This window comes from Legionella lansingensis (genome assembly GCF_900187355.1).
In the GTDB taxonomy this organism is placed as follows: Bacteria; Pseudomonadota; Gammaproteobacteria; order Legionellales; family Legionellaceae; genus Tatlockia; species Tatlockia lansingensis.
Map to the genome: position 1 here is coordinate 87561 of NZ_LT906451.1, position 21594 is coordinate 109154.

A 21594-nucleotide genomic window follows, 5' to 3' on the forward strand; every position below is an offset into this window, starting at 1 on the left:
CTCACAATTTATGAAAAAATCAAGCTATTAATAGGTTTATATTAAGTAGTATAAATATGGTTATTGATCGCGCCGGATACCGGTTAAATGTCGGCATTATTCTGGTGAATGGATCTGGTCGAGTTTTTTGGGGGAAACGTCATGGTCATGATGCCTGGCAATTTCCACAAGGTGGGCTTGCTACCGGTGAAACGGCATTAGAGGCAATGTTTCGAGAACTTAAAGAGGAAATCGGTTTAGATAGAGAAGACATTGAAGTTTTAGGGGCGACCAAACGTTGGTTAAAATATCGCTTGCCTAAACAGTATCTTCGTCATGGTAGCGAACCTTTGGTGATTGGACAGAAGCAAAAATGGTATCTATTAAAACTGGTTACTTCTGAGCAAAAAATTCGCTTGGATTTAAGTGATTCACCTGAATTTGATAGTTGGCGTTGGATTGATTACCACGAGCCACAAGAGCAGGTTATTTTTTTTAAAAGACAAGTTTATTCTCAAGCCATGAAGGAATTGGAGCACTTGCTAAAAAGGCGTCGTACTCCTTTTGGGACTCGTCGTAAGCGAGGTAATCATAGTCGATAAATGTTAAAAATATTAAAGCGAATCGTACAAGATGTCACAACTGCCAATCATTTGGACGAGGCATTAGCAATTTTAGTGCAGCGAGTGCGCAAGGCTGTTAATGCTGAAGCGGTTTCCGTTTACCTCATTGATAACAAGAACGCTGAATATGTTTTAATAGCTACCGACGGTCTAAACAAGCAAGCAGAATTCAGAGTGCGTGTTAGTCTCGACCACGGCTTGATTGGGTTAGTTGGTCGGCGGGAAGAACCGATCAATATTGAAGATGCTCCATCCCATCCAGGTTTCCATGAGAATCCCTTATTAGGTGAGGATCACTTAAAGGGTTTCTTAGGTGTTCCAATTATTCAACATCGTAAACTTTATGGTGTTCTGACAGCCCAACAAGCTGAGGAACGATGTTTTGATGACGCAGAAGAAGCCTTTCTAATCACGCTTGCAGCACAAATGGGCGGTATCATTGCCCATGCTGAAGCAACGGGTGAACTCGCTTTACTAACACAGCCGCGTCCTTTGGGTGTGGCTAAGGTAGAGCCTACCTCTACAGCGTTGACCGGGGTTGGCAGCGTTCCAGGCGTTGGTATTGGTACTGCAGTGGTTGTTTATCCAGTGGCTGATATCGATGCAGTGCCAAGGCATGCTGTTGAGGATGTCGACGAAGAGATTACGATCTTCCATGAAGCCTTGCAAACCGCACGCGATGATATGTTTCGCTTAAGTCGGCGTATGAAAAAGACGGTTGCAGAAGATGAACATGCGCTATTTGATGTCTATCTTCGTATTCTGGACAAAGACAGTTTGGGTGCGGAAGTTGCAGACGTCATTCGCCAGGAATGCTTAAGTGCACAGGCTGCACTGGTAGCAGTGATAAAGAAGCATGTTCAGCAATTTGAAGATGTAGAGGATGAATACCTGCGAGAGCGAGCTAGTGATTTTCGTGACTTGGGTCGCAGAGTATTAGCTGAATTGCAGTTGTCCCAACGTGAAGAAATTGTTTATCCTCGCCGGACTATTCTCATCGGGGAAGAAATTACTGCTTCAGCGCTAGCTGAGGTTCCTGAGGGACAATTGGCTGGCATAGTATCAGCCAAAGGCGCGAATAATTCTCATGTTGCCATTCTGGCTCGTGCTTTGGGTGTGCCAACGGTCATGGGGGTCAGAGGGCTTAAAGTCGAGCATCTATCACGTCGCGCGGTGATTGTGGATGGTTATTATGGTCATGTCTATATATCCCCATCAAAAACTGTTTTAGCAGAATTTAAAAAGTTGGCGCAAGAGGAAGAAGAGCTCAATCAAAGCTTGGTTAGCTTGCGCGATAAACCAGCTGAAACGCTTGATAGTCACCGTGTATCGCTGCAAGTTAACACCGGTCTAGCTATGGATGCTGGGCTATCTTTGAGCGTGGGTGCTGAGGGCGTTGGGCTCTACCGCTCGGAAGTGCCCTTTATGAGTCGAGATAGATTTCCCTCCGAAGATGAGCAATATATTATTTATCGCCAAATATTGAAGGCCTTTGCTCCTCGTTTGGTCACCATGCGTACCTTAGACATTGGTGGAGATAAAATCCTACCTTATTTCCCTGTAGAAGAAGACAATCCTTATTTGGGTTGGCGTGGGATCCGCGTTACCTTGGATCATCCAGACGTGTTCTTAATGCAGGTGCGCGCTATGATGCGTGCCAGCGAAGAAGTAAATAATCTGCGCATCATGTTGCCTATGGTGACTACTTTAAGTGAAGTTGAGGAAGCTGCTTTTCTGATTGATCAGGCGTTTAAGGAATTGCTGGAAGAAGGTTGTCATATTGAAAAACCAAAGTTGGGTGTGATGATAGAAGTTCCTGCAGCCGTTTACTTAGCCCGAGAGTTGGCTAAACGCGTTGAATTTATTTCCGTCGGCAGTAACGATCTAACCCAATATTTATTGGCAGTCGATCGAAATAACTCTCGTGTTGCCGGTCTTTATGACGCTTTTCATCCCGCGATGTTACGGACTTTAATGAAGGTGGTGGAGGGAGGGCATGCGGCTGGTGTAGAAGTGAGCATCTGTGGTGAGATGGCAAGCGATCCTTTAGCAGTCATTCTTTTGTTAGCCATGGGTTTTGACACCTTAAGTATGAACTCAACAAGTTTGCCGCGCATCAAATGGGTTATCCGTAATATTTCTTTAGCTCATGCTCGTAAGGTCTTAGCTGATGTATTGGAATTAGAGCATCCTGCTGAAATCAGATTCTATTTGCAAAAAGCGCTGGAGCAAGAAGGCTTAGGTGGTCTCATTAGGGCTGGGAAATCATGATATCATCTACGCTTGCGATTTATGGTGGGATCTATGCCTTAACAGGAAGTGTCGCAGGCTTAATAGCCGGCACCCTGGGTATCGGTGGTGGTATTGTTATCATTCCTGCGTTGCTTTTTATTTTTCAGCACAATTCGGCATTCCCGCCTCATCTTATTATGCACATGGCGGTGGGGACTTCTTTGGCTGTTATGTTTTTTACCGCTCAAGCCTCGGTACGTGCTCATCATCAATTAAATGGAATTTTATGGGATGTATTTAAACGTCTCCTTCCAGGCCTTGCATCAGGTATCGTTTGTGGGGCGTTGACTGCGAGCTATTTATCCACCGATTTGTTAAAGATTTTATTCGCCATATTTTTAATAGTCGTTGGCATAAGATTGCTACTTGCCAAACCTTCAGTGCATACACCCTCTTCATGTCTTGGTAAGCCGTTGATAAATACTGTTATCAGTTTTTTAATTGGTTTTACTTCAGGTTTACTTGGAGTGGGGGGGGGTAGCTTGGTTATCCCTTATCTAAATTATTGTGGTGTAGAGATGCGAAAGGCAGTGGCTATCTCGGCACTGGTAACCGTCATTGTGGCCTTGCTAGGGACATTTATTTTTATCATCATGGGCTTGAAAGAGAATAGCTTGCCTTTGTATAGCACGGGTTATATTTATTGGCCAGCGGTCTTCTGTCTGGCATTGCTTAGTAGTGTTTTTGCACCGTTAGGAGCGAAAATAACTTACAGAATTTCAGTTAGGCAATTGCAGTATGCTTTTGTTTTACTACTCTTTATTGTAGCAATGGAGTTGCTATTTTAGCTAAGAGGCTATTGAATGTTGACATTTCCGAATATAGACCCTGTTGCCTTTTCCATAGGTCCTTTGCAAGTCCATTGGTATGGCTTGATGTATTTGTTTGGTTTCATCAGTGCCTGGGCCTTGGCTCATTGGCGTGCGAAACATTATCATTTGGATTGGACATCGCAACAAATAGGCGATTTAATTTTTTACGCAGCGCTAGGTGTAATCATCGGTGGCAGGATGGGGTATATGCTTTTTTATAACACCGAGCAATTGTTTAGCCAACCTTGGATAGTGTTTAAATTATGGGAGGGTGGGATGTCTTTCCATGGTGGCTTATTGGGTGTAGCTGTGGCTGTATGGTTGTTTGCCCATAAAGTCAAAAAACCTTTTTTAGAAGTGGGCGATTTTATCGCTCCTCTTGTCCCCTTGGGGCTTGCTGCCGGACGTGCAGGAAATTTTATTAATGGTGAATTGTGGGGGCGGGTAACTGATGTGCCTTGGGCAATGGTGTTCCCTAACTCAGATGGACAACCGCGGCACCCCTCGCAATTATATGAATTAGGTCTAGAAGGGATCTTTTTGTTTGTCCTTGTTTGGTGGTACGCTGCTAAGCCCCGCGCTGTTGGCTGTGTTTCTGCGGTATTTTTAATGGGTTACGCGCTTTGTCGTCTCCTTGCTGAATGCTTTCGACAACCAGACGTCCAACGAGGATTTATTGCTTTCGATTGGTTGACTATGGGACAATTATTATCTATTCCTATGCTGTTGGCTGGATTATGGCTATGGTGGGCTAAACGATGAAAACCTATTTAAAGCTGTTGGAGCATATTCTAGAACATGGTGTTCAGAAAACAGATAGAACCGGAACGGGAACGCGTTCTGTTTTTGGTTATCAAATGCGTTTTAAATTGAATGAAGGTTTTCCTTTACTGACCACAAAAAAGCTACATACTCGTAGCATCATTCACGAATTACTATGGTTCCTTCGTGGCGATACCAACATCGCTTATCTCAATGAAAATGGTGTAACGATTTGGGATGAGTGGGCGGACAGTCAAGGCAATTTAGGACCCGTTTATGGGCGACAGTGGCGGTCTTGGCCAACACCCGATGGTCGTGAAATCGATCAGCTTTCTGACGTATTGCAGCAAATCAAAACCAATCCTGATTCTCGTCGCCTGATAGTGAGCGCTTGGAATGTGGGGGAATTGGACAAAATGGCTTTGATGCCTTGTCATGCTTTGTTTCAATTTTATATTGCCGATAAACAACTCTCATGCCAATTGTATCAACGTTCAGCGGATGTCTTTTTGGGTGTTCCTTTTAACATTGCTTCCTATTCATTGTTGACACATATGGTGGCACAGCAATGTGATTTAGATGTCGGTGATTTTATCTGGACTGGCGGGGATTGCCACCTTTATTTAAACCATCTTGAGCAGGCACGTACACAATTGCAGCGCACTCCCTTGCCATTACCACAACTCAAAATTACACATAAGCCGCCATCTCTTTTTGAGTATGAATTTAGTGATTTTGAATTTTTGAATTATCAGGCGCATCCCCCGATTAAGGCGCCTATTGCTGTTTAAGCTGAGTCTCTGGCTCAACCGGGGGTTCATCCTTTTTAGCATCATCGTCCATGTCCGTCGATAGAATTGTTTGTACCTGAGTTTCCCGATTTGTTGCCTCAAGGCTAAAGAGAGGATGCTGACCAAAAGCCAAGTATTTAATTGGCATAATCACTAAAAACGCACCAGTGATAAATTGTAGCACATCAGCTAAAAGACGTGGATAAAAGTGCCTATGCTGAAAATGCGTACGCGCCAAGTTTATTGATTCTTTCCTTTTCGTTTCAATATCTTGCGTAGTTAATAACACTGGGAGAGCTTCTTTACGGAAATTGCGTAATTCTTGCTTAGCTGACTCTTCCCCTTGATAGTTATTAACAAAATCATCAAGTTTAGTGATGATGATGGCCATCTTATTTAGCTCGATACTATTGTTAGACATTAAATCTTCGCTAATCTCAGCCGCTTTGTACTTTTCTATTAAAAGAAGTGCTTTGCATAAGTCCTCATTTCCCAAGAGTTCTCCAGTGATAAAGCGATCTAATCCTTTTTCATTCAGCAGTTTGACCACTGCCATTTGATTACTGCCTTTGTTGAGAAATGCTTCTTGAACCACAATGTTTTTGGCAGACAATCGTTTAATAAAAGCGATTTTATCGTTGATACCCAAAGTATCATCTACATCATTTTTCACAAGATTTTCAATGACTTTTAATGCTGGTGCTGCATTGATAAAGTGTAAATTTGCATTGACTACTTCCCGCAGTTTCTGTGGATCGGTTAGATATTTACCAACTGTGACAAGAAGAGCCTCTGCTTCAGCTTCGTCAGCACCATTCATTCTTTTAAAGAATGCAGTATAGTCTTCTTTATTGGAAGCTAATTCATGGCGCTCTACGATTTTGTCAATTTTTTCTGATTCAACAGCAAGACCATCTTTTGTAGCTTGCAATGTTTGCAGATGTTCTTCTAGTTTTGCTTGCTCTACCCACTGTTGGTAGTCTCTTACCAATGGTGTTTTAAGTTCTGTAACAAATCGTGTTTCATCTTCTAGAAGTTGATACGTTTCCTTAATTTTGCTTACACTGTTCTGACGATTTTGATGAATGTCATCCGCAACAGTATTAATTCTTTTAATTAGTTCAGCAGCAATGTTTTTTTCTGCTTGAACTACTGCTAACCTTAATTTCTGCGCAATAGTTTGTAAAGCGATTAATTTACCCTGATGAAAAACAATGCCATCTACATTACCTTCATTGAGTGCCGCATATTTCTCATCAAATTCTTGATTAATTGCAGAAACTGTCCCTTGATCCAATGCATACTTACCTAGGTTAGCATGGACTTTTTCAAAAACATTTTTAAAAGCCTGTTGTTGTTGGGCAATAGTCTCTTGCAATGTTTCGATTTTTATTTGTCTGCAGCGTTTTATTGCTACTTTTATGCCAGGCAGCAATTCTTCTTTAAGCTTTTTTTCCTCCATTTCAGCTGCTTGGAGGATGAGCTCAAGCCGTTCCGGTGTCTCTTCACCTTTGCCGGACTCAGGTACTCGTTGAACAGTAAGAGCATTCATTTGCTCAATGAGTTGGTTTTCTTCTTCAGTAAATTCAAAGCCTTGATCTTGAAATTGCTGTCTAATATCAAGCTTTTCTTGCTCAACACTAACGGCTATTGCATTGACTTTCTTAATGATTGCCGTACAAATTGCTCTTTGACTGTTAATGACTTCTGCATTTAATTTTTCTATAAGAGAACTTAGTGTTTTTTGTTTGCTCTGATAAAAAACAATGTCATCCACATTGGCTTTATTGAGCGCCGCATATGTCTCATCAAATTCTCGGTTGATTGCAGAAACGGCCTCTTGATCCAATTCATACTTGCCCAAGCTCGCATAGGCTTTATCAAAAATATTTTTGAAAGTCTGCTGTTGTTGGTCAATAGTCTCTTTTAATTTTTCGATTTTTATTTGCCTGCAGCGTTTTATTGCTGTTCTTATGCCGGGCAGCAATTCTTCGTTAAGCTCTTTTTCCTTCTTTTCAGCTGCTTGCAGGATAGGCTCAAGTAGTCCCGTTGTTTGTTCACTGTAAGTTTCGGGCGCTCGTTGAACAGTAAGAGCATTCATTTGCTCAATGAGTTGGTTTTCTTCTTCAGTAAATTCAAAGCCTTGATCTTGAAATTGCTTTCTAATATCACGCTGTGCTTGCTCAACACCAACTGCGATTGCATCGACTTTCTCGATGATTGCCGTACAAATCGCTCCTTGCATGTTAATGATTTCGTTTTGTAATTCTTCAATAAGAGAACTAAGGGCTTTTTGTTTGGCCTGATAAAAATCAACTTCATGGGTGTAACCATCATTAGGAAAAACGTCTTCGTATTGCTCCGCAAATGCTTGCTCTATAGGGGTAAATAAATTTTTATTTTCCTCCCATAAGCCATAAGCGACCAGCTTGTTTTGATTATCCTGATAAAAATACTTAAATGTTTCATTTTGTTGTGGAATGACACTATTCTTAAGCTCTTCCACTCTTGCTTGGAAACCACGTTTTACCGCTGCTACAACCTTTGACCATGCACCATCAAATTCTTTTTCTTTCTTGGTAATGTCATCAAGTTTGCCTTCTAAGATGTTAGGGGTCATTAACCCTTGATAGGTACGATCAATTGCGAAATCCTTTTTTGTTTTCTCAATGAGCATTTGGTCTTCATCCGCGAACTTTATGTCTCTCCCTTCGAGTTGTTTTTCTAATGCATGAAGATGCTGAGCAAACTTGTCAGCTATTTTATCAATTGCACTAATTAAACCAGAACTAATGTATTGTTGTTCAGAAATGATTGTAGCGTTAAATTCTTCTATGAGCTTTTTTAAAGTGGCCAGTTTTTCTGTCTTAAATTGGACTTCATCGGCTTCACTGTCTTGTCGTTGATATGCTGCATCAAATCGTTCTTTTGCTTCTGAAATGATACTATCATCAATACCGGCTTTTTCTAATTGTTTCGCGATATTCTCGTATAGATGGTTAAAGCTTGCTAATTGTTGCTCTAATTGCTTGTTTAATTGATCCAGTTTGGTTTCTCTTTCTTGATCAAGCTGTTTAACCTGCTTTTCTAACTTTTCGATAATGTCTTGTAAAGTACGGTTGCGCTCTTCATTACCAACTTGAGCATATAGCTGCGCTGCCTGTTCACCAAGAGTTTTATAAGGTTCAGTGTTTTGCAAATCAATGCCGTGCTGTTTGACTAGAGGAGTAGAGATGTCATTAAGCTTTTTCCACAGGGTTTCTTTTTTAGCTGCTTCTGCCTGTATACGACCTCGTTCTGTTTCAACAGCAAGTCTCAGGGTGCGATAAGTTTTAATAAATTCTTCTAACAGTGCGCGGATTAGCTGGGGATCTTGGGTTTTCCCAAGCATATTTCTAAGGTTTGGATAACTATTTTTATGTTGTTCAAATTTAGTTATAGCGACAGCAAATGACTTATCCTCTTGCCTATATTTCGGGCTATATGGAAGATCAGAGGAAATTTCTCTTTCGAGCTCGGGAATAAGAAATCCAGTCTTACCAATATTTTCGTGGTAATGTGTTTTTCTAGCGATAAAGGCTTCGAAGATTTCAATTTGGGCTTCACATCTCTTGTATGAATTGAGCGCGGCTTTTTCCTCTTGAGATAGTTGAGTATCAGGATTTGGTTTCTCAGGAGGTAATGCTTCGATGAGAGGGCTATATTTATCAACTAACTCTCTTTTGATTCGACTTAATTCTTCGACATGAATTGCTGTTCTATCCCATGAGCTCATATCCGGGTTTGAACAGGCTTTTTCTAAAAGTTCTATTGCATTGAGGGCTTGTGCAACTTTGCCTTGTAGTTGATTTTTATTCATAAAACTCCTGCTGTTTGGTAATTTTCATGACGTCATTTACCAAATCACTATGACTGTTTAATGATCAAATTTAATAATTAATAATATAACTGATTAATATTAAGCGACTATTAAGGATGGGAAAAAATTCGAATGCCGCAAATTAGCTGTTGCCGAAAAAGGGGAAGGTAACGATGGATTTGTAATAGGGACGTTCCTAGCATGATCAAATAAAGCTACTTTTCCGGGTTGAATCGCTTCTAAGTGTAGCGATTGCTAAGTTCGTTTGATGTTGTCGTTGGCTTAAACCATAGACCAATAGTAACTGAGCAAGATAATAGGTGAGCATGATTAAAAAATTGATCATCTTATTATCAACAAGAACGAACTGATTAAGAGCCAATAGGAAATCAGATAGTAAAAATAGACACGCACCACTGATGATTAAACGTGGGTGCTGCTTAACTTGAAAGGCGGTTAAAACCATTATACTTAAAAAACTTAAATAAACCGTAGCAGGGATGGTCATTTTTCCTAGGTACGGATACATGTAAATATAATTAATAGCAATAAATACCAGTACAGGCAGAAAATACAGCCAACGTTTTATCTGGAGCTGAGTATCTCTCAAATAAAGGGCAATGTAGGCACAATGAGCCAATATAAAGGAAAGAATACCAGCCTTTAGAGCGAGATCAGCCGGGACGGTTAGGATAATATCTCCTAATAAAGAAAAGACTAATGCCACGGAAAGCAAGGTTTTCGTTTCTTTGCTCGCAAAAGATTGCCAGGTCAAAACCAGCAAGAGAGCGATAGGAATAGGCTTGATTAAACTGTTAATAGGATAATGAATAAAAGGCAAGAGTCCGAGATAAACAATCGAGCTCACAAAGAAAAGAGCAAGGGTCAACGTTGAGCGTCTTCCTGTCATATAAGTGTCCTTATTAAGGTTTGCATGGATTTAAATAAAGAGACAATTTTTAACACAAAAGCGGGTTTTTTATTAACTGTCTTGTTTTTCCTTATGCCGACGTCCCGCGGCTTGACCGCGGGATCCACAGCGATCGTTGAACATGTCATGGACCCCGCGGTCAAGCTGCGGGGCGTCGGTATAGGGAAATCGCAGTTTTAATCACACCCCACAAAAGCGTTGTAATTTTTTTATCAAATGGTTTAATATTCGCCTTCATGTTCTTTTTTGGATCGAAATATGAAAAAAATTGTTCTCTTGCTTATCGCTGTCATGTTTTTGTCTGTAGGCTATGCTAGCAAGATTAGTAAATTTTTAAATAAGATGGAAGCAGAAGATAAGGCACGTCAAGAACGTGAATGGCAACAAGATATGGATTTTAAGGATTTTGCTTTTCGTTTAGATAAACGTTATGTTGATGATCAAGGTCAACGTTGTCGTGATTACATCTTCAGAGCCCGAAGCAATCCTTATCGTCACGGTTATTTTACCGTTTGTGATGAGCGTTAATTAGGGACGTTCTCTATTCTTAGTCAAAGAGTTTACGAATGGTTTCTGGAATAGTAATGGACTTATTCGCTCGATAATCCACCCAGACAATTTTGCTTGTTCCTTGGGTCATTAAGACCTCATCTTGGTAGATTTCATGGTCCATCATGAGGCTCGAGCGGCCTAAGCTATGCACACTGCTTACCAATGTCAGGGTGGCTGGATAGACAATGGGTTTAAGGAAAGTACAGGCCACGTGAATCACCACAGGCCCGATTTGCTGTTTCATATCCAGGTGCAGATTTTCTAACCATTCGATGCGTGCTTGTTGAAAGTAATCGAAATAACGCCCATTGTTCACATGTCCTAGAGCATCCATATCGCCCCATTCAATGGAAAAAATTTTCTTGTGCACAGCAATTCTTTGATCAGTCATGATAGGTCCATTGGATCAATGTCCACATTCCAGCGAACATGGTTTGTTAGTTTATTCATTGTCAACCACTGCCTAAGTTGCGTCAATCTGGTTTGTAGTATTTTGCGCGAGGAAGCCTTAATGAGCAGCTGCATGCGATGTTGATTAGCCCTGCGTGCCAAGGGAGCAGGAGCAGGGCCTAGGGTTGTCACCTCATGCAGCACTAATTGTTCTTTAAGCAAATGAAGAAAATCCAATACTTTTTTGGCTGATTTGTCTTGCGCGCGAATCAGCGCTAAAAAACGGTAAGGCGGTAGATCGGCCTGTTGTCTTAACGTTAATAAAGCTTGTGCAAAAGAATCATAACCTTGTTGAATCAGTAAATTCAAAAGAGGGTGATGGGGTAAATGTGATTGAATGAGCACCTGACCAGGGCGTTCAGCACGGCCAGCACGACCGGAAACTTGCGTTAATAACTGGCCTAAACGCTCCAGGGCACGAAAATCCTGATTATAAAAACCGGCATCTGTATCAACCACGACAACTAAAGTAAGACGTGGGAAATGATGGCCTTTGGCCAACATTTGCGTACCCACGATTAATTGTGCCTCACCACGATGTATCCGTTCGAGATGATTATCGAGTGCGTTTTTTTTCCTCACCTCATCGCGATCAACACGTAATAGATTGATATTGGGAAAATGATTGCTTAAATACTCGTGGATGCGTTGGGTTCCTGCGCCAATAGGCAATAATTCTTGACTGTGACAGGTCCGGCAATGCCCAGGAATGATGGTGGTTAGCCCACAGTGATGACAAACCAGTCGGCCCATTTGACGATGAAGGGTTAGGTGGCTATCACAAGCTGGGCAATCAGCCATCCAGCCGCAGTGATGACAGAGTAATACGGGTGCAAATCCACGGCGATTGATGAATACCATCACTTGATTATTTTGTTGTAAATGCTCAGCAATCGTATTTAATGTTTTTGCAGCCAACCCATGCTGCAAAGGTGTATTGCGAATATCGATGATTTGATAATGGAGTGGTGATTTGCTGAGCGCTCTTTGATTCAACCGCAATAAGCTGTATTTCGCTTGCATGCAATTATAAAGACTTTCGAGGCTTGGGGTAGCGGAACCTAGAATAATTGGAATGCCTTCCATATGCGCGCGCATCAACGCTGTATCACGGGCGGAATAACGAACGCCTTCCATTTGTTTGAGCGAAGGATCATGTTCTTCATCAATAACGATTAATCCAAGTTCTGGCATGGGTGTGAAAATGGCGGTACGCGTACCGATGACCAATTTAACCAAATTGTCTTTGGCAAGTTGCCATGTGGATTGTCTCTCACGTTCGTTAAGATTCGAATGAATGACGGCCATCGGCTCAGCAAAGCGAGCGGTAAAACGGCTTAGTAATTGTGGAGTTAGACCAATTTCGGGAACAAGAACCAGAACCTGCTTACCTTGGGCCAGAACTTGGGCGATAACCTGAAGATAGACTTCTGTTTTACCGCTGCCGGTGATGCCTTGTAACAGAAAACAATGGTAATGGTGCAGCTGTCTACAGATCGTTTGCACCGCCACATCTTGTTCTGCATTCAAGATTAATGGGGGGCTCAGCGTGCTATTTGACTGGGGGATGCTAACTTCATTTTTTATAGCAAGAATATTAAGCTTGATTAGATGATCTAACTGCGCATGAGTAAAGCCTTTTTGCAAAAGCGTTTTTTTATCCGTTGCTCCAGTGTCAGCTAAAAAATTAATGAGCGCATGTTGTTTGTGTGCTCTAGAGGGTATAAGTGAATGAGCACGTTCAACATCTAACATCAGCCGATAGTAGCAGCGCAATGGTAATTCACTTTTATTTCCGAGACGATAGTTCTTAGGTATTGCCAAAGGAATAATTTCAGACAAGGGGCTTTGATAATAACTGGCTACCCATTTAAAGAAATTCAGCATATTTTGGGTCAATAGAGGTTCAGTATCGATAATAGAACTCACTGATTTAAGTTCAGTATGTGGGCTCTGGGTATGTTTCCCGATAACCAGTCCCAAGCGCGTTTGATTGCGAAAAGGTACCCAAACGCGTATACCTATGCCAGGAGAAAGAGGACCATTCACATGGTAGTCAAAATAATCACGATATGTATGAGGGATGCAAATTTGATAGATTTGCTCTGCTTGCTTATCCATGGATTAAGAACATGATTAAATTCACTGTTGACGTTGCCATTCGTGACTTGCCGATTGACCGGGGGCTGAATAGACTTTCACAACAACTTTTTCAATTCGGTGTTTATCAAGCTCTTTTGTATCTTTAATTAATTCTTGAACAAACCAGCGCGATAATTCTTCAACGGTGATGTTTGTCAAAGGCATCAATGTAACGTCTTCTTTCAGGAAAGGAATTTTTTTTTGATTGAAGGTAAAGTAATAGTAATCCTCGTCTTCTATCAATTGCAGAAAAGGGGAAAATTTCGGCATTAAGAACGTTTGGTTTAAGGAGCGACATAACTTATGAATGCGTTCTTTATAATACCGATAATCAAACGTCATGCCATTTTCTTCCACCCATGTGGTTAATGCCAAATATACACCATACATATGGCCATGAAGAGGTTCTCGTTCAGTGGCGGAAAAAATAGTCGTATGGCCAGCTGAAAATTTCATGGATTCTTTTTGCAGTTCTACTGTCGTTAAGTATTTTTTCATCATAAACTCGCTCGTTTATCCTGCAATTGAAAACCAAGCAAAGGTAACTCTATGTTTTTTGCCAAGGCAAGTACTTTGAATAATTCGCCCATCTCACTCGGTTGCAGCAACTGTTTGACCGCTTGTTGTGCTTGAATGCGATGAGTCCCTACGGCTTGTTGCTCTAGCAAGCTTAACAAACCATTAGCCAGCAAAAAAGAGGCTTGATTGGTATAGCCTGCCACATGAAAACCTGCCTGTTGCGAAGCCTTTGCCACATGAGTGAAGTCAACATGAGCAGTGATATCCTGTTCGCCAAGATGAATCAAGGGATTGATGTGGGCATGATGGCGGTAATGACACATTAACGTGCCCATGTTGCGATCCGGATGATAATACTCACGCTGCGGGAAACCATAATCGATCAATAACACAACACCTTGAGTAAGCATGTTGTAGCATTGCTCAATCCAGCCATCAATAAACAAGTTTGCTTCTGACTGATAGGGAACAAGTTCTTTAGGCAAAATGCTTTGCACATGGTTAAGCAAACGGGTATTGGTGCAGGGTCTAAAAATTTCCTGCAATTGATGTTGAGAATTTAAACGAATATAGCTCTCCAGCAAGCCTTCTTCTGTTTGTAAGAAACGATGAACGGGCATGGCATCAAGCACCTCATTGGCTATGACTACTCCGCTAAATGGTTTTTCTGGCCAATGTGTTAACCATTGCACGCGCTCAAAGAGGTGCGGAATGTGTTCTTTAATAAGCTCTTCCTGTCGATGACGTAAGTTGCCACTAACTTCTAAGATCAAATAAGCTTGTGGTAGGCAAGTTAGGTGTTCAAGATGCTTTAAAATATCAACACACAGTTGGCCTGAGCCTGCGCCAAATTCAAATAGAACAGGCTCTGGCAAGCATGCCAAGATTTGTTGGCATTGATTAGCAAGTGTTTGACCATATAAAGGGGTCAATTCTGGCGCGGTGATAAAATCGCCTTCGGCTCCGAATTTCTGCAATCCAGCACTATAATAGCCATAACGAGGCGCATATAGGGCTTGTTGCATAAAATCAACAAAGGGTATCGCTCCCTCTTGTTGAATTTGTTTGCTAATGAGAGAAAATAGCGTCATGGCGGTGTAAATGTTATAAAAAATGAGGAACCATACCTTGAATCCAGTCAATAAACAAGCGGCAAAAGTGGCCTTAATCACCGGTGCCGCCAGACGAATCGGGGCTGCTATTGCTTGCAAATTACATGAAGCTAACTTTAGAGTAGTTATCCATTGTTATCAATCTTTAGAGGAAGCAGAGACCCTGGCGCAAAAACTCAACCACAATAGGGAAGAGAGTGCTTATGTTGTTCAGCAGGATTTACATGTGCCGGATGCTGCTGAGAAATTAATTGCTGCTACAGTAAATTGGGCACAGCGTTTGGATGTACTAGTCAATAATGCCTCTATGTTTGTTCGCAGTGATTTGTCTGCTGTCAATTCCGCAGATTGGGATGCTTTGTTCAATATTAACGTCAAACTTCCCTTTTCCTTAAGCCTTGCTGCTCATAAATACTTGAGCAAAACGCAAGGGGCAATCATTAATATTACGGATATTCGGGCGGAGAAACCATTAAAGGAGTATGCTGTCTATTGCCAAACCAAGGCTGCCTTAGCTATGCAAACAAAAGTCTTGGCTTGTGAGTTTGCGCCTAAAGTGCGTGTTAATGCTGTGGCTCCTGGTGCTATAAGTTGGCCAGAGAAGGAGAATGCTTTAAGTCAGCAAGAAAAGCAAAAAATTATTGCCAAGACACCATTAAAATGTCACGGAAGTCCCGAATTTATTGGTCAGGCTGTTCTTGCACTCTTGGAAAATCCCTTTGTTACCGGACAAACACTTGCTGTGGATGGGGGGCGCAGCATTGGTTGAGGTGTTTGCAAATGCAGTTGAATCAGAAATGGGTCTTTGACGTTGACAGTCTATACACATTTTTATCCACAGATTTTGTGGATAAAAATAAAAGAACCAGATGGTCAAAAATAGGCTTTAAGCCTCGCCAATTAAGGAGCTTAGAGAAATGATACGTATAAGAAAGAATGGAGGGGGATAAAAAATATCCACAGGCTATCTTGCAAGAAAAAGAAGTGCCTGGTCAGAGATCATAACCAAATAAATTTTAAAAAAATAGTCTTGACACTCATTTTTTTGTTAACCTGAAATGACGGATAAATCGGTTAGTTAACGAGTGTCAACAGACCCTAGTATTCGCGCATTACATTAATTAAGTGAGTTAATCATGATGATGGATAAAAGAAATCTTTCCCCACTAGAGCTAATAAGAATCGCGACTGAACATGCCTACTGTGCGCAACATTTGTTACACAATGATAGTAAAGTAACAGGAATAGGTTATGAGAAGAGTGATGCTTTAGCGCCTATCACATCGCTGATGTATACGGCTTTTGAATTAACGCTAAAAGCTTATTTGTTACATGATCATAAAAAACTAACGCCCCCAAAAAGGCTGATGGAATTGGTCGAAATGAATAGTGAGCTAGGTCTGTCTAATCAGGATAGAAAATTGCTTAAAAATCTAGCAAGACAACAAGCTTTTCGTAAAGGATTAGATTACGAGCTCTGGGAAAACCGCCAGCAATTGCAAGTCTTTTGTACAGAGATACTTGCCCTTTATGAAAGGCTACAGCATCTTATGCCCATTGAGTTACAAATGAATTATCAATAGGACGATAAGAGTACCTATAGACTAGGCAACCAGGTAATGAAGCTTTAAAGGGTTTGCCTTATCTTCTGTCCATTCCAAGCTTAAGTCACAGGAAGCAAGTTGTTTTTTTGTCGCTGGATAAAATATTCGATGCGGCATAAAAAAATAAGTTAAAGGCATTGTTACTGTATACTCAGGCTTAGGGGGATTCAACAGACAAATCGACCAGTTGTTGCCTGTTAATTGCGCTGTACTCTTACTAAGCAGTGTATAAATCTGATAAAGTTGATTGGGTTCATAAAACTTTTTTTCGCGCTCAATTTTACCTGCAAACAAGAATATCAATGTTAGAGAAATGATGGCCAGAGATGTTCGACTGAGCAAAGAATTAAGAGCTTGCGGTTTAAGGTTATCCAAAGCTATAAAGGCGCTAATGCAAACCCAGGGAAGGAAAAGCATGTTGTAATAGCGATGAAAATCCAAAATTTTTCGATTCGTATGACCAACATCAAAGACAATAGCTTGCAAACTGTAAAGCATAACCAAATATAACATGGCAACAATAATAAAAATTGTCATTAGTCGATTAATCCGCACCTTATCCATGGGGAATGTTTTAACCAACCAATACCATAGGCCAGCGATTAAGCTGTACATCAAAATATAAGGTGTTCTAATAAGATAATCAAAGCTTGAAAATAAGACCGCTTTAAAATAGAGAATTTGCGCTTCATGATAATAGGTATTGAAGGGGTTAAACGCAGCACCAGCTGATTGGACAGACACAGCCTTAGAAAAACTATTAAAGCCATGATTAGCCACATGGATTTTCCACGATAGTTTAATTGCCAAAGCGGCTAATCCTGCCCATATTCCATAGATAAGAGCTTTGCGATTTGTTTTCTCTAAAGTAATAAGCAAAACAATTGCAGCGATAGAAAATAGGAGACCAATCTCTTTGATAAGGGAGAGAAAGAGAATAGGAAGAATAAGCAACTGTGGTACATCCCCTTTCTTATAGATTAACCAAGTGATAGCAAATAAATAAGCAGCGACATAAGCATCAACTTCCATGCGCGCAAAAACGGTGCCATAGGCGAAAGTAAATAAGACAAAACAAAAACTCAAATAAATGATTGAGCGAGAGACATTCTTGGGATCAAAGAGCACCATGAAAGCCGAAATTAGAACAAGTCCTTGAGCAAAATAACCCAGTGTTTGGGAATATTTATTGGCCAGTGTATAAAGTAAATAATGAACACTCGCCATCCCGGGAATATAACTCAGAAAATTCGGGTGAATGTAATCAGCATTAATCGGGAATTGATTAAAAACAAATAAATATTTACTAATGGTGCCCCAAAAAGAATAGTCATCAATGCTTCTAAATTTAAGACCATATACAACGACCAAATCTACTATAGATAATCCTAAAAAAAAGCAGATGGTGATTATATCTTGCTTAAGCGAAAGAGGTTTATTTTGGATGGATGAGTAAATAAAAATGAGAAAAAAAACTCCACCGGTTGCAAGAAGAATAAGGGCGATGAGCTTAGGTATAGCAAATAGGAAACTGCAAAACATAACGAGTCCTAAAAATGACATCGTGTTGAACAGTCCCTCAGAAAAATTACTTTTTAATAATTGACTAAATACAAATCCCCAACCGATGATTACACAGCAAAATGAGAGGCAAACAAGTAGTAGCATACTGCTTCCTTAGGGATATCGTAAATATTCAAATTGACTATCGACCGCGAATTACCGTGGTCAAGCCACGGTAATTCGCGGTTCTAAAATAGTCAAGCAATAAAAACTTGGAGACTGCGGAATTGAAATTAAGTTTATTAGGGAATGTTTGTTTAGAGTGCTTAAGGTTTACCGATCATTTGGTTAAGCCAGTTAAAGATCAGATCTTTTTTTGTGGGTTCGGCTTGATCCAGGTTTTGGATGTTCAAACAAAAATATCGAGGCTTTTGTTTAGCTCGGTTAAATTTTTGTTGAATTTTTTTCAGCGAATGGTGACTTGCATCAATACCCAACGAACATTTTTTCCTATCGATAGGGGAAATTTTTTCCAGCAAAGCAAGATGATGAATCAAAGAAATGGGAGAATATTGGTCCCCATTTCTAATACGATGCTTTGCATTCTCATGCAATAGGTCGGGGTGCATCGAAAAGAATTGTTCAAATAGGGATTTTTTTAACGAGAAGGGGACATGCGTTAAATTAAAAAATAACTTACGAAATCCTGCCAATTTAGCACTATTTTGTTGGACTCGGCGATGGAGGGAGGGGCGCTTTGGTTTTCCCAAATGAATAAGACGTTGAATCATTTGAAATACTTTTGTATCTGATTGAATTTTCCAATGACCGCGCAGCACGGGTTGTTCCTGAATAAAAAAATCCTGTACTTTAGTTGGTCGCAGTAGGATGACATCATCATTGAAATAGATAAAGGTCTCTGATAATTCAGGGATGCGCCATAAGACAGACTCAATCGCAAGACTATTAAAAGACGGGAGTGTGTGTTGTGGATTTGGAAATATCGCTTGATGGTCAATGATTCGAATTTTATTGGGTTCTAAGTAATCTTTTAATGTATTAACAATAGATGGGGTTTGTTGATCGGTTACGATGAATAGAGTCCTAATCCAAGGCGCAAAGCGCAAGATGGAGCGAATACAATATTCAATTTCTCGACAAGGCATCAAACGTTCAGGGGAAACTTCATTAGGCTTGGATGCCACGCCAATTGATTTTAGATAGGTATCTAATCGAGCTTGATGAGCTGGGTCATGCCCATCTACCCAGGTGATGACTGCATCAATTGGATATGGATGGGAATGCACGTTAAAGTTCCTCTGATAAACATAAACCAAGGACACTCAAAATGAAATATCCAGTCGCGCTATTGAACATCAGGGAATCCGAAAAGTTACCAATCAGCATCAGGGCTAAAATACCTAGCGCTGGAATGCGCAAAGTAGGCAAATACCAACTGCGGAAAAACAGTATAGTGAGAAGCATTAAAAAAAGACCCAGACCGATAAAACCTTGTTCAGTCGTGATAAGCCAATAATCACCGTGAGGATGAACAACATTGGCATGCAAGTTCGGAAGAGGATTATCCTGATAGAAACGAAAGGAGAAACTGCCTGCTCCATTTCCAATCAAGGGTCGTTTCTTAATAAGGGATTCAGCATATTGATGAAGTTGAAGACGGAATCCCACGTTAGTATCTTTTTCATTTTTTTTATATTTTTTTAGATCATCTTTAACCGCGCGAACGCCTTCTTGCAATGTCGGACTAGTATAAAAGGCAACGGGTAAAAACAAGGTGCAGCATACTAAGCCCAGTGCAAATTGTTTGCGATTACAATACTGAAGAGCCAAGAACAACATTAATAGAGGCATCAGAACATAAGCCGTTCTGCTGGTATTAGCATATACGATTTGGAACAGAAAGAGAGAAAGAAATAAGGCCCAAAGTAAACGATGACCATTTTTTTTCTCAAGGAACAACCAGGCGCAGAGATACGCCCCGTAAACCATCATGAAGCCAGTGAAAATATGATTAAAAAACACAGCGCCAGGGTCATGAAGGGCATTTGAATAAAACCCGAAATATTGTGCAATAGAGAGTAGACAAACGAGAAGCAGCCCTGATAATAGCGCAAATAGTGCTGGATATTGAGCCCTGGTAAGATGAAATGCGGCAACTAATACAGGCAAGGATAAGTATTTTAGATTTTTCCTCAGTATAACGTATTGTTCTTTGCTTGAAGCTGGGCTCCAAAGACAGCTGATTAAGATAAACAAAAGAAATAGGATAAGTGCTTTACACCAGGGTTCAGACCATATCGCGCGAAATGTATTCTGTGCCGAGGAATTCATGAACAGTGGCACGAGCAATCCAGTGAAACAAATCGCTCTGAGAGATAGGCTCACTGGGATGAAAAAAAACAAGGCAACTAACAAAACAATTATGCATGTATTTAGCGATAGTGAGTCACGAAATCGATGATAAAGGAGTTGAGTTGTCTGCATAATAAGTGAACCTAAATGTTATAAAATCAAGAACCAAACCGATACTCGATTTTGAACGATTTTGTTCTATTTTTCCATTGTTTTTCTTTAACAGGGACTATGCATCGTACTGAGAAATCCTCTCATCAACTGTAATTGAACTATTGCATGTAATTTGTTAGCTTACGAGCTTAAATTTTCATTAAGATAATTAGGGTTTGTTGACAATTGTTCCACAAGGCCTACGTGACGCGGCTTGTCCGCGTCATCCAGAGAGCTTGTGGGTACCGCGGACAAGCCGCGGTACGTAGGGATTTTCGTAAAATTAAATATATGAATTGTCAACAAATCCTAATTTAATTTGGGTGTCTATTTAGTTGTACGCTACAAATCAGGAAATACCCATTATGCTGTCTAAAACTTATCCTGTCTTGGTTATCCCTGCCTATAACCCCGATCAAAGGCTCATCGAATTATTACAAGAGCATAAACAATTAGGTTGGGAACAGGAATGTATCATTGTAAATGATGGCTCTAATAAAAAGTCGATGCCGATTTTTACAGAATTAGAGCGAGCGAGCTATATTGTTTTACATCATCCACAAAATATGGGGAAAGGGGCTGCACTTAAAACAGCCATGAAATACTACCTTAAGGTTTTTTCTATTCTCAGTCCTGGAATGATTACTGCAGATGCTGATGGCCAGCATGGTATTAAAGACATCGTTACTTTAAGTAAACAATTCCAACAAGAACCCGAAAAGTTGCACCTTGGTGTCCGCCAAATCACTCAAGGAGATGTGCCTTTACGCAGTAAAATTGGTAATGCATTAACAAAATTTCTTTTTAATTTGATAACTAACAGTCGAATTCGCGACACGCAAACAGGTTTGCGATGTATCCCTCTTGGTTTAGTTAGACATTTAGTTGAACGTTCTACCAATCGTTATGAATTCGAGCTTGAAATGTTGTTTATTGCTAGAAAGCATCATTTTCAAATTAAACAGACGCCCATTGAAACGATTTATATTGATAATAACAAAGGCTCCCATTTCAATCCTTTGCTTGATTCTTTGCGTATATGTTTTATTTTTTTTCGTTTTTTGGGGTGGCGATTTCCGCGCAACGTCTTGAAATCCAATCCCAAACAGGAGGCTCCGAAAGCGTAAAAAAAAATGA

General features: G+C 40.5%; 18 protein-coding genes. 9 read left to right on the forward strand and 9 right to left on the reverse strand.

The genetic code is table 11. The features are described from left to right. Positions 1-56: 56 nt before the first annotated feature. From CKV79_RS00395 to thyA, 5 genes are read left to right on the forward strand one after another with little or no spacing between them, the layout of a single operon-like run. Positions 57-581, forward strand: a complete 525-nt coding sequence (locus tag CKV79_RS00395) for an RNA pyrophosphohydrolase (RefSeq protein ID WP_028372368.1) — start codon at positions 57-59, stop codon at positions 579-581. Further along, complete coding sequence (gene ptsP, locus CKV79_RS00400) at positions 582-2873, forward strand: phosphoenolpyruvate--protein phosphotransferase (protein ID WP_028372367.1); 2292 nt, start codon at positions 582-584, stop codon at positions 2871-2873. Then, a complete protein-coding gene (locus tag CKV79_RS00405; RefSeq protein WP_028372366.1) occupies positions 2870-3682 on the forward strand; it encodes a sulfite exporter TauE/SafE family protein in 813 nt (270 codons plus the stop codon). Before ptsP ends, CKV79_RS00405 begins: the two co-directional genes overlap by 4 nt. Before the next feature lie 15 nt (positions 3683-3697). Further along, positions 3698-4468: a prolipoprotein diacylglyceryl transferase gene (gene lgt / locus CKV79_RS00410; protein ID WP_028372365.1), complete on the forward strand. Its 771-nt coding sequence runs from the start codon at positions 3698-3700 to the stop codon at positions 4466-4468. After that, the gene (gene thyA / locus CKV79_RS00415; protein WP_028372364.1) at positions 4465-5259 is read left to right on the forward strand and encodes a thymidylate synthase; all 795 of its coding nucleotides are present in this window, start codon (positions 4465-4467) and stop codon (positions 5257-5259) included. The genes lgt and thyA overlap by 4 nt, the downstream gene beginning before the upstream one ends. Here the strand turns inward: thyA and CKV79_RS00420 are convergent. Next, positions 5246-9118: a hypothetical protein gene (locus CKV79_RS00420; protein WP_028372363.1), complete on the reverse strand. Its 3873-nt coding sequence runs from the start codon at positions 9116-9118 to the stop codon at positions 5246-5248. The two genes, thyA and CKV79_RS00420, sit on opposite strands and share 14 nt — an antisense overlap. 205 nt (positions 9119-9323) lie before the next feature. Then, complete coding sequence (locus tag CKV79_RS00425; protein ID WP_051546062.1) at positions 9324-10028, reverse strand: lysoplasmalogenase; 705 nt, start codon at positions 10026-10028, stop codon at positions 9324-9326. 279 nt (positions 10029-10307) lie between these two features. On the opposite strand from CKV79_RS00425, the gene CKV79_RS00430 reads away from it, so the two are divergent. Beyond that, the gene (locus CKV79_RS00430; RefSeq protein ID WP_028372362.1) at positions 10308-10577 is read left to right on the forward strand and encodes a hypothetical protein; all 270 of its coding nucleotides are present in this window, start codon (positions 10308-10310) and stop codon (positions 10575-10577) included. Positions 10578-10596: 19 nt separating this feature from the next. On the opposite strand, the gene CKV79_RS00435 is transcribed toward CKV79_RS00430, so the two are convergent. Genes CKV79_RS00435 through CKV79_RS00450 form a run of 4 tightly spaced genes read right to left on the reverse strand, consistent with a single transcriptional unit; the run spans position 10597 to position 14803 of the window. Beyond that, the gene (locus tag CKV79_RS00435) at positions 10597-10992 is read right to left on the reverse strand and encodes an acyl-CoA thioesterase (RefSeq protein WP_028372361.1); all 396 of its coding nucleotides are present in this window, start codon (positions 10990-10992) and stop codon (positions 10597-10599) included. Continuing rightward, positions 10989-13172 (reverse strand): primosomal protein N', encoded by a 2184-nt coding sequence (locus CKV79_RS00440; RefSeq protein WP_051546061.1) that lies wholly within the window; start codon positions 13170-13172, stop codon positions 10989-10991. The genes CKV79_RS00435 and CKV79_RS00440 overlap by 4 nt, the downstream gene beginning before the upstream one ends. A gap of 21 nt (positions 13173-13193) precedes the next feature. Next, complete coding sequence (locus CKV79_RS00445; protein ID WP_028372359.1) at positions 13194-13691, reverse strand: 6-pyruvoyl trahydropterin synthase family protein; 498 nt, start codon at positions 13689-13691, stop codon at positions 13194-13196. Further along, complete coding sequence (locus CKV79_RS00450) at positions 13691-14803, reverse strand: class I SAM-dependent methyltransferase (protein ID WP_028372358.1); 1113 nt, start codon at positions 14801-14803, stop codon at positions 13691-13693. Before CKV79_RS00450 ends, CKV79_RS00445 begins: the two co-directional genes overlap by 1 nt. A 22-nt stretch (positions 14804-14825) precedes the next feature. Here CKV79_RS00450 and CKV79_RS00455 point away from each other — a divergent pair, with 22 nt between their 5' ends. Both CKV79_RS00455 and CKV79_RS00460 read left to right on the forward strand, forming a co-directional pair. Next, positions 14826-15593: a pteridine reductase gene (locus tag CKV79_RS00455; protein WP_035914881.1), complete on the forward strand. Its 768-nt coding sequence runs from the start codon at positions 14826-14828 to the stop codon at positions 15591-15593. A 373-nt stretch (positions 15594-15966) separates the two neighbouring features. Then, the gene (locus tag CKV79_RS00460; RefSeq protein ID WP_028372356.1) at positions 15967-16407 is read left to right on the forward strand and encodes a hypothetical protein; all 441 of its coding nucleotides are present in this window, start codon (positions 15967-15969) and stop codon (positions 16405-16407) included. 21 nt (positions 16408-16428) lie between these two features. Here CKV79_RS00460 and CKV79_RS00465 read toward each other — a convergent pair whose 3' ends face one another. From CKV79_RS00465 to CKV79_RS00475, 3 genes are all read right to left on the reverse strand, one after another. Then, entirely contained in the window at positions 16429-17970 is a 1542-nt protein-coding gene (locus CKV79_RS00465) for a hypothetical protein (RefSeq protein WP_131796045.1), read from the reverse strand. A 287-nt stretch (positions 17971-18257) separates the two neighbouring features. Further along, positions 18258-19238, reverse strand: coding sequence for a Stealth CR1 domain-containing protein (locus CKV79_RS00470; RefSeq protein ID WP_028372354.1), 981 nt, complete (start codon positions 19236-19238; stop codon positions 18258-18260). 1 nt (position 19239) lies between these two features. Next, the gene (locus tag CKV79_RS00475; protein ID WP_081778022.1) at positions 19240-20436 is read right to left on the reverse strand and encodes an O-antigen ligase family protein; all 1197 of its coding nucleotides are present in this window, start codon (positions 20434-20436) and stop codon (positions 19240-19242) included. Between the two features lie 386 nt (positions 20437-20822). Between CKV79_RS00475 and CKV79_RS00480 the strand changes: the two genes are divergently transcribed. Beyond that, complete coding sequence (locus CKV79_RS00480; RefSeq protein ID WP_051546060.1) at positions 20823-21584, forward strand: glycosyltransferase family 2 protein; 762 nt, start codon at positions 20823-20825, stop codon at positions 21582-21584. The last annotated feature ends 10 nt before the right edge of the window (positions 21585-21594 follow it).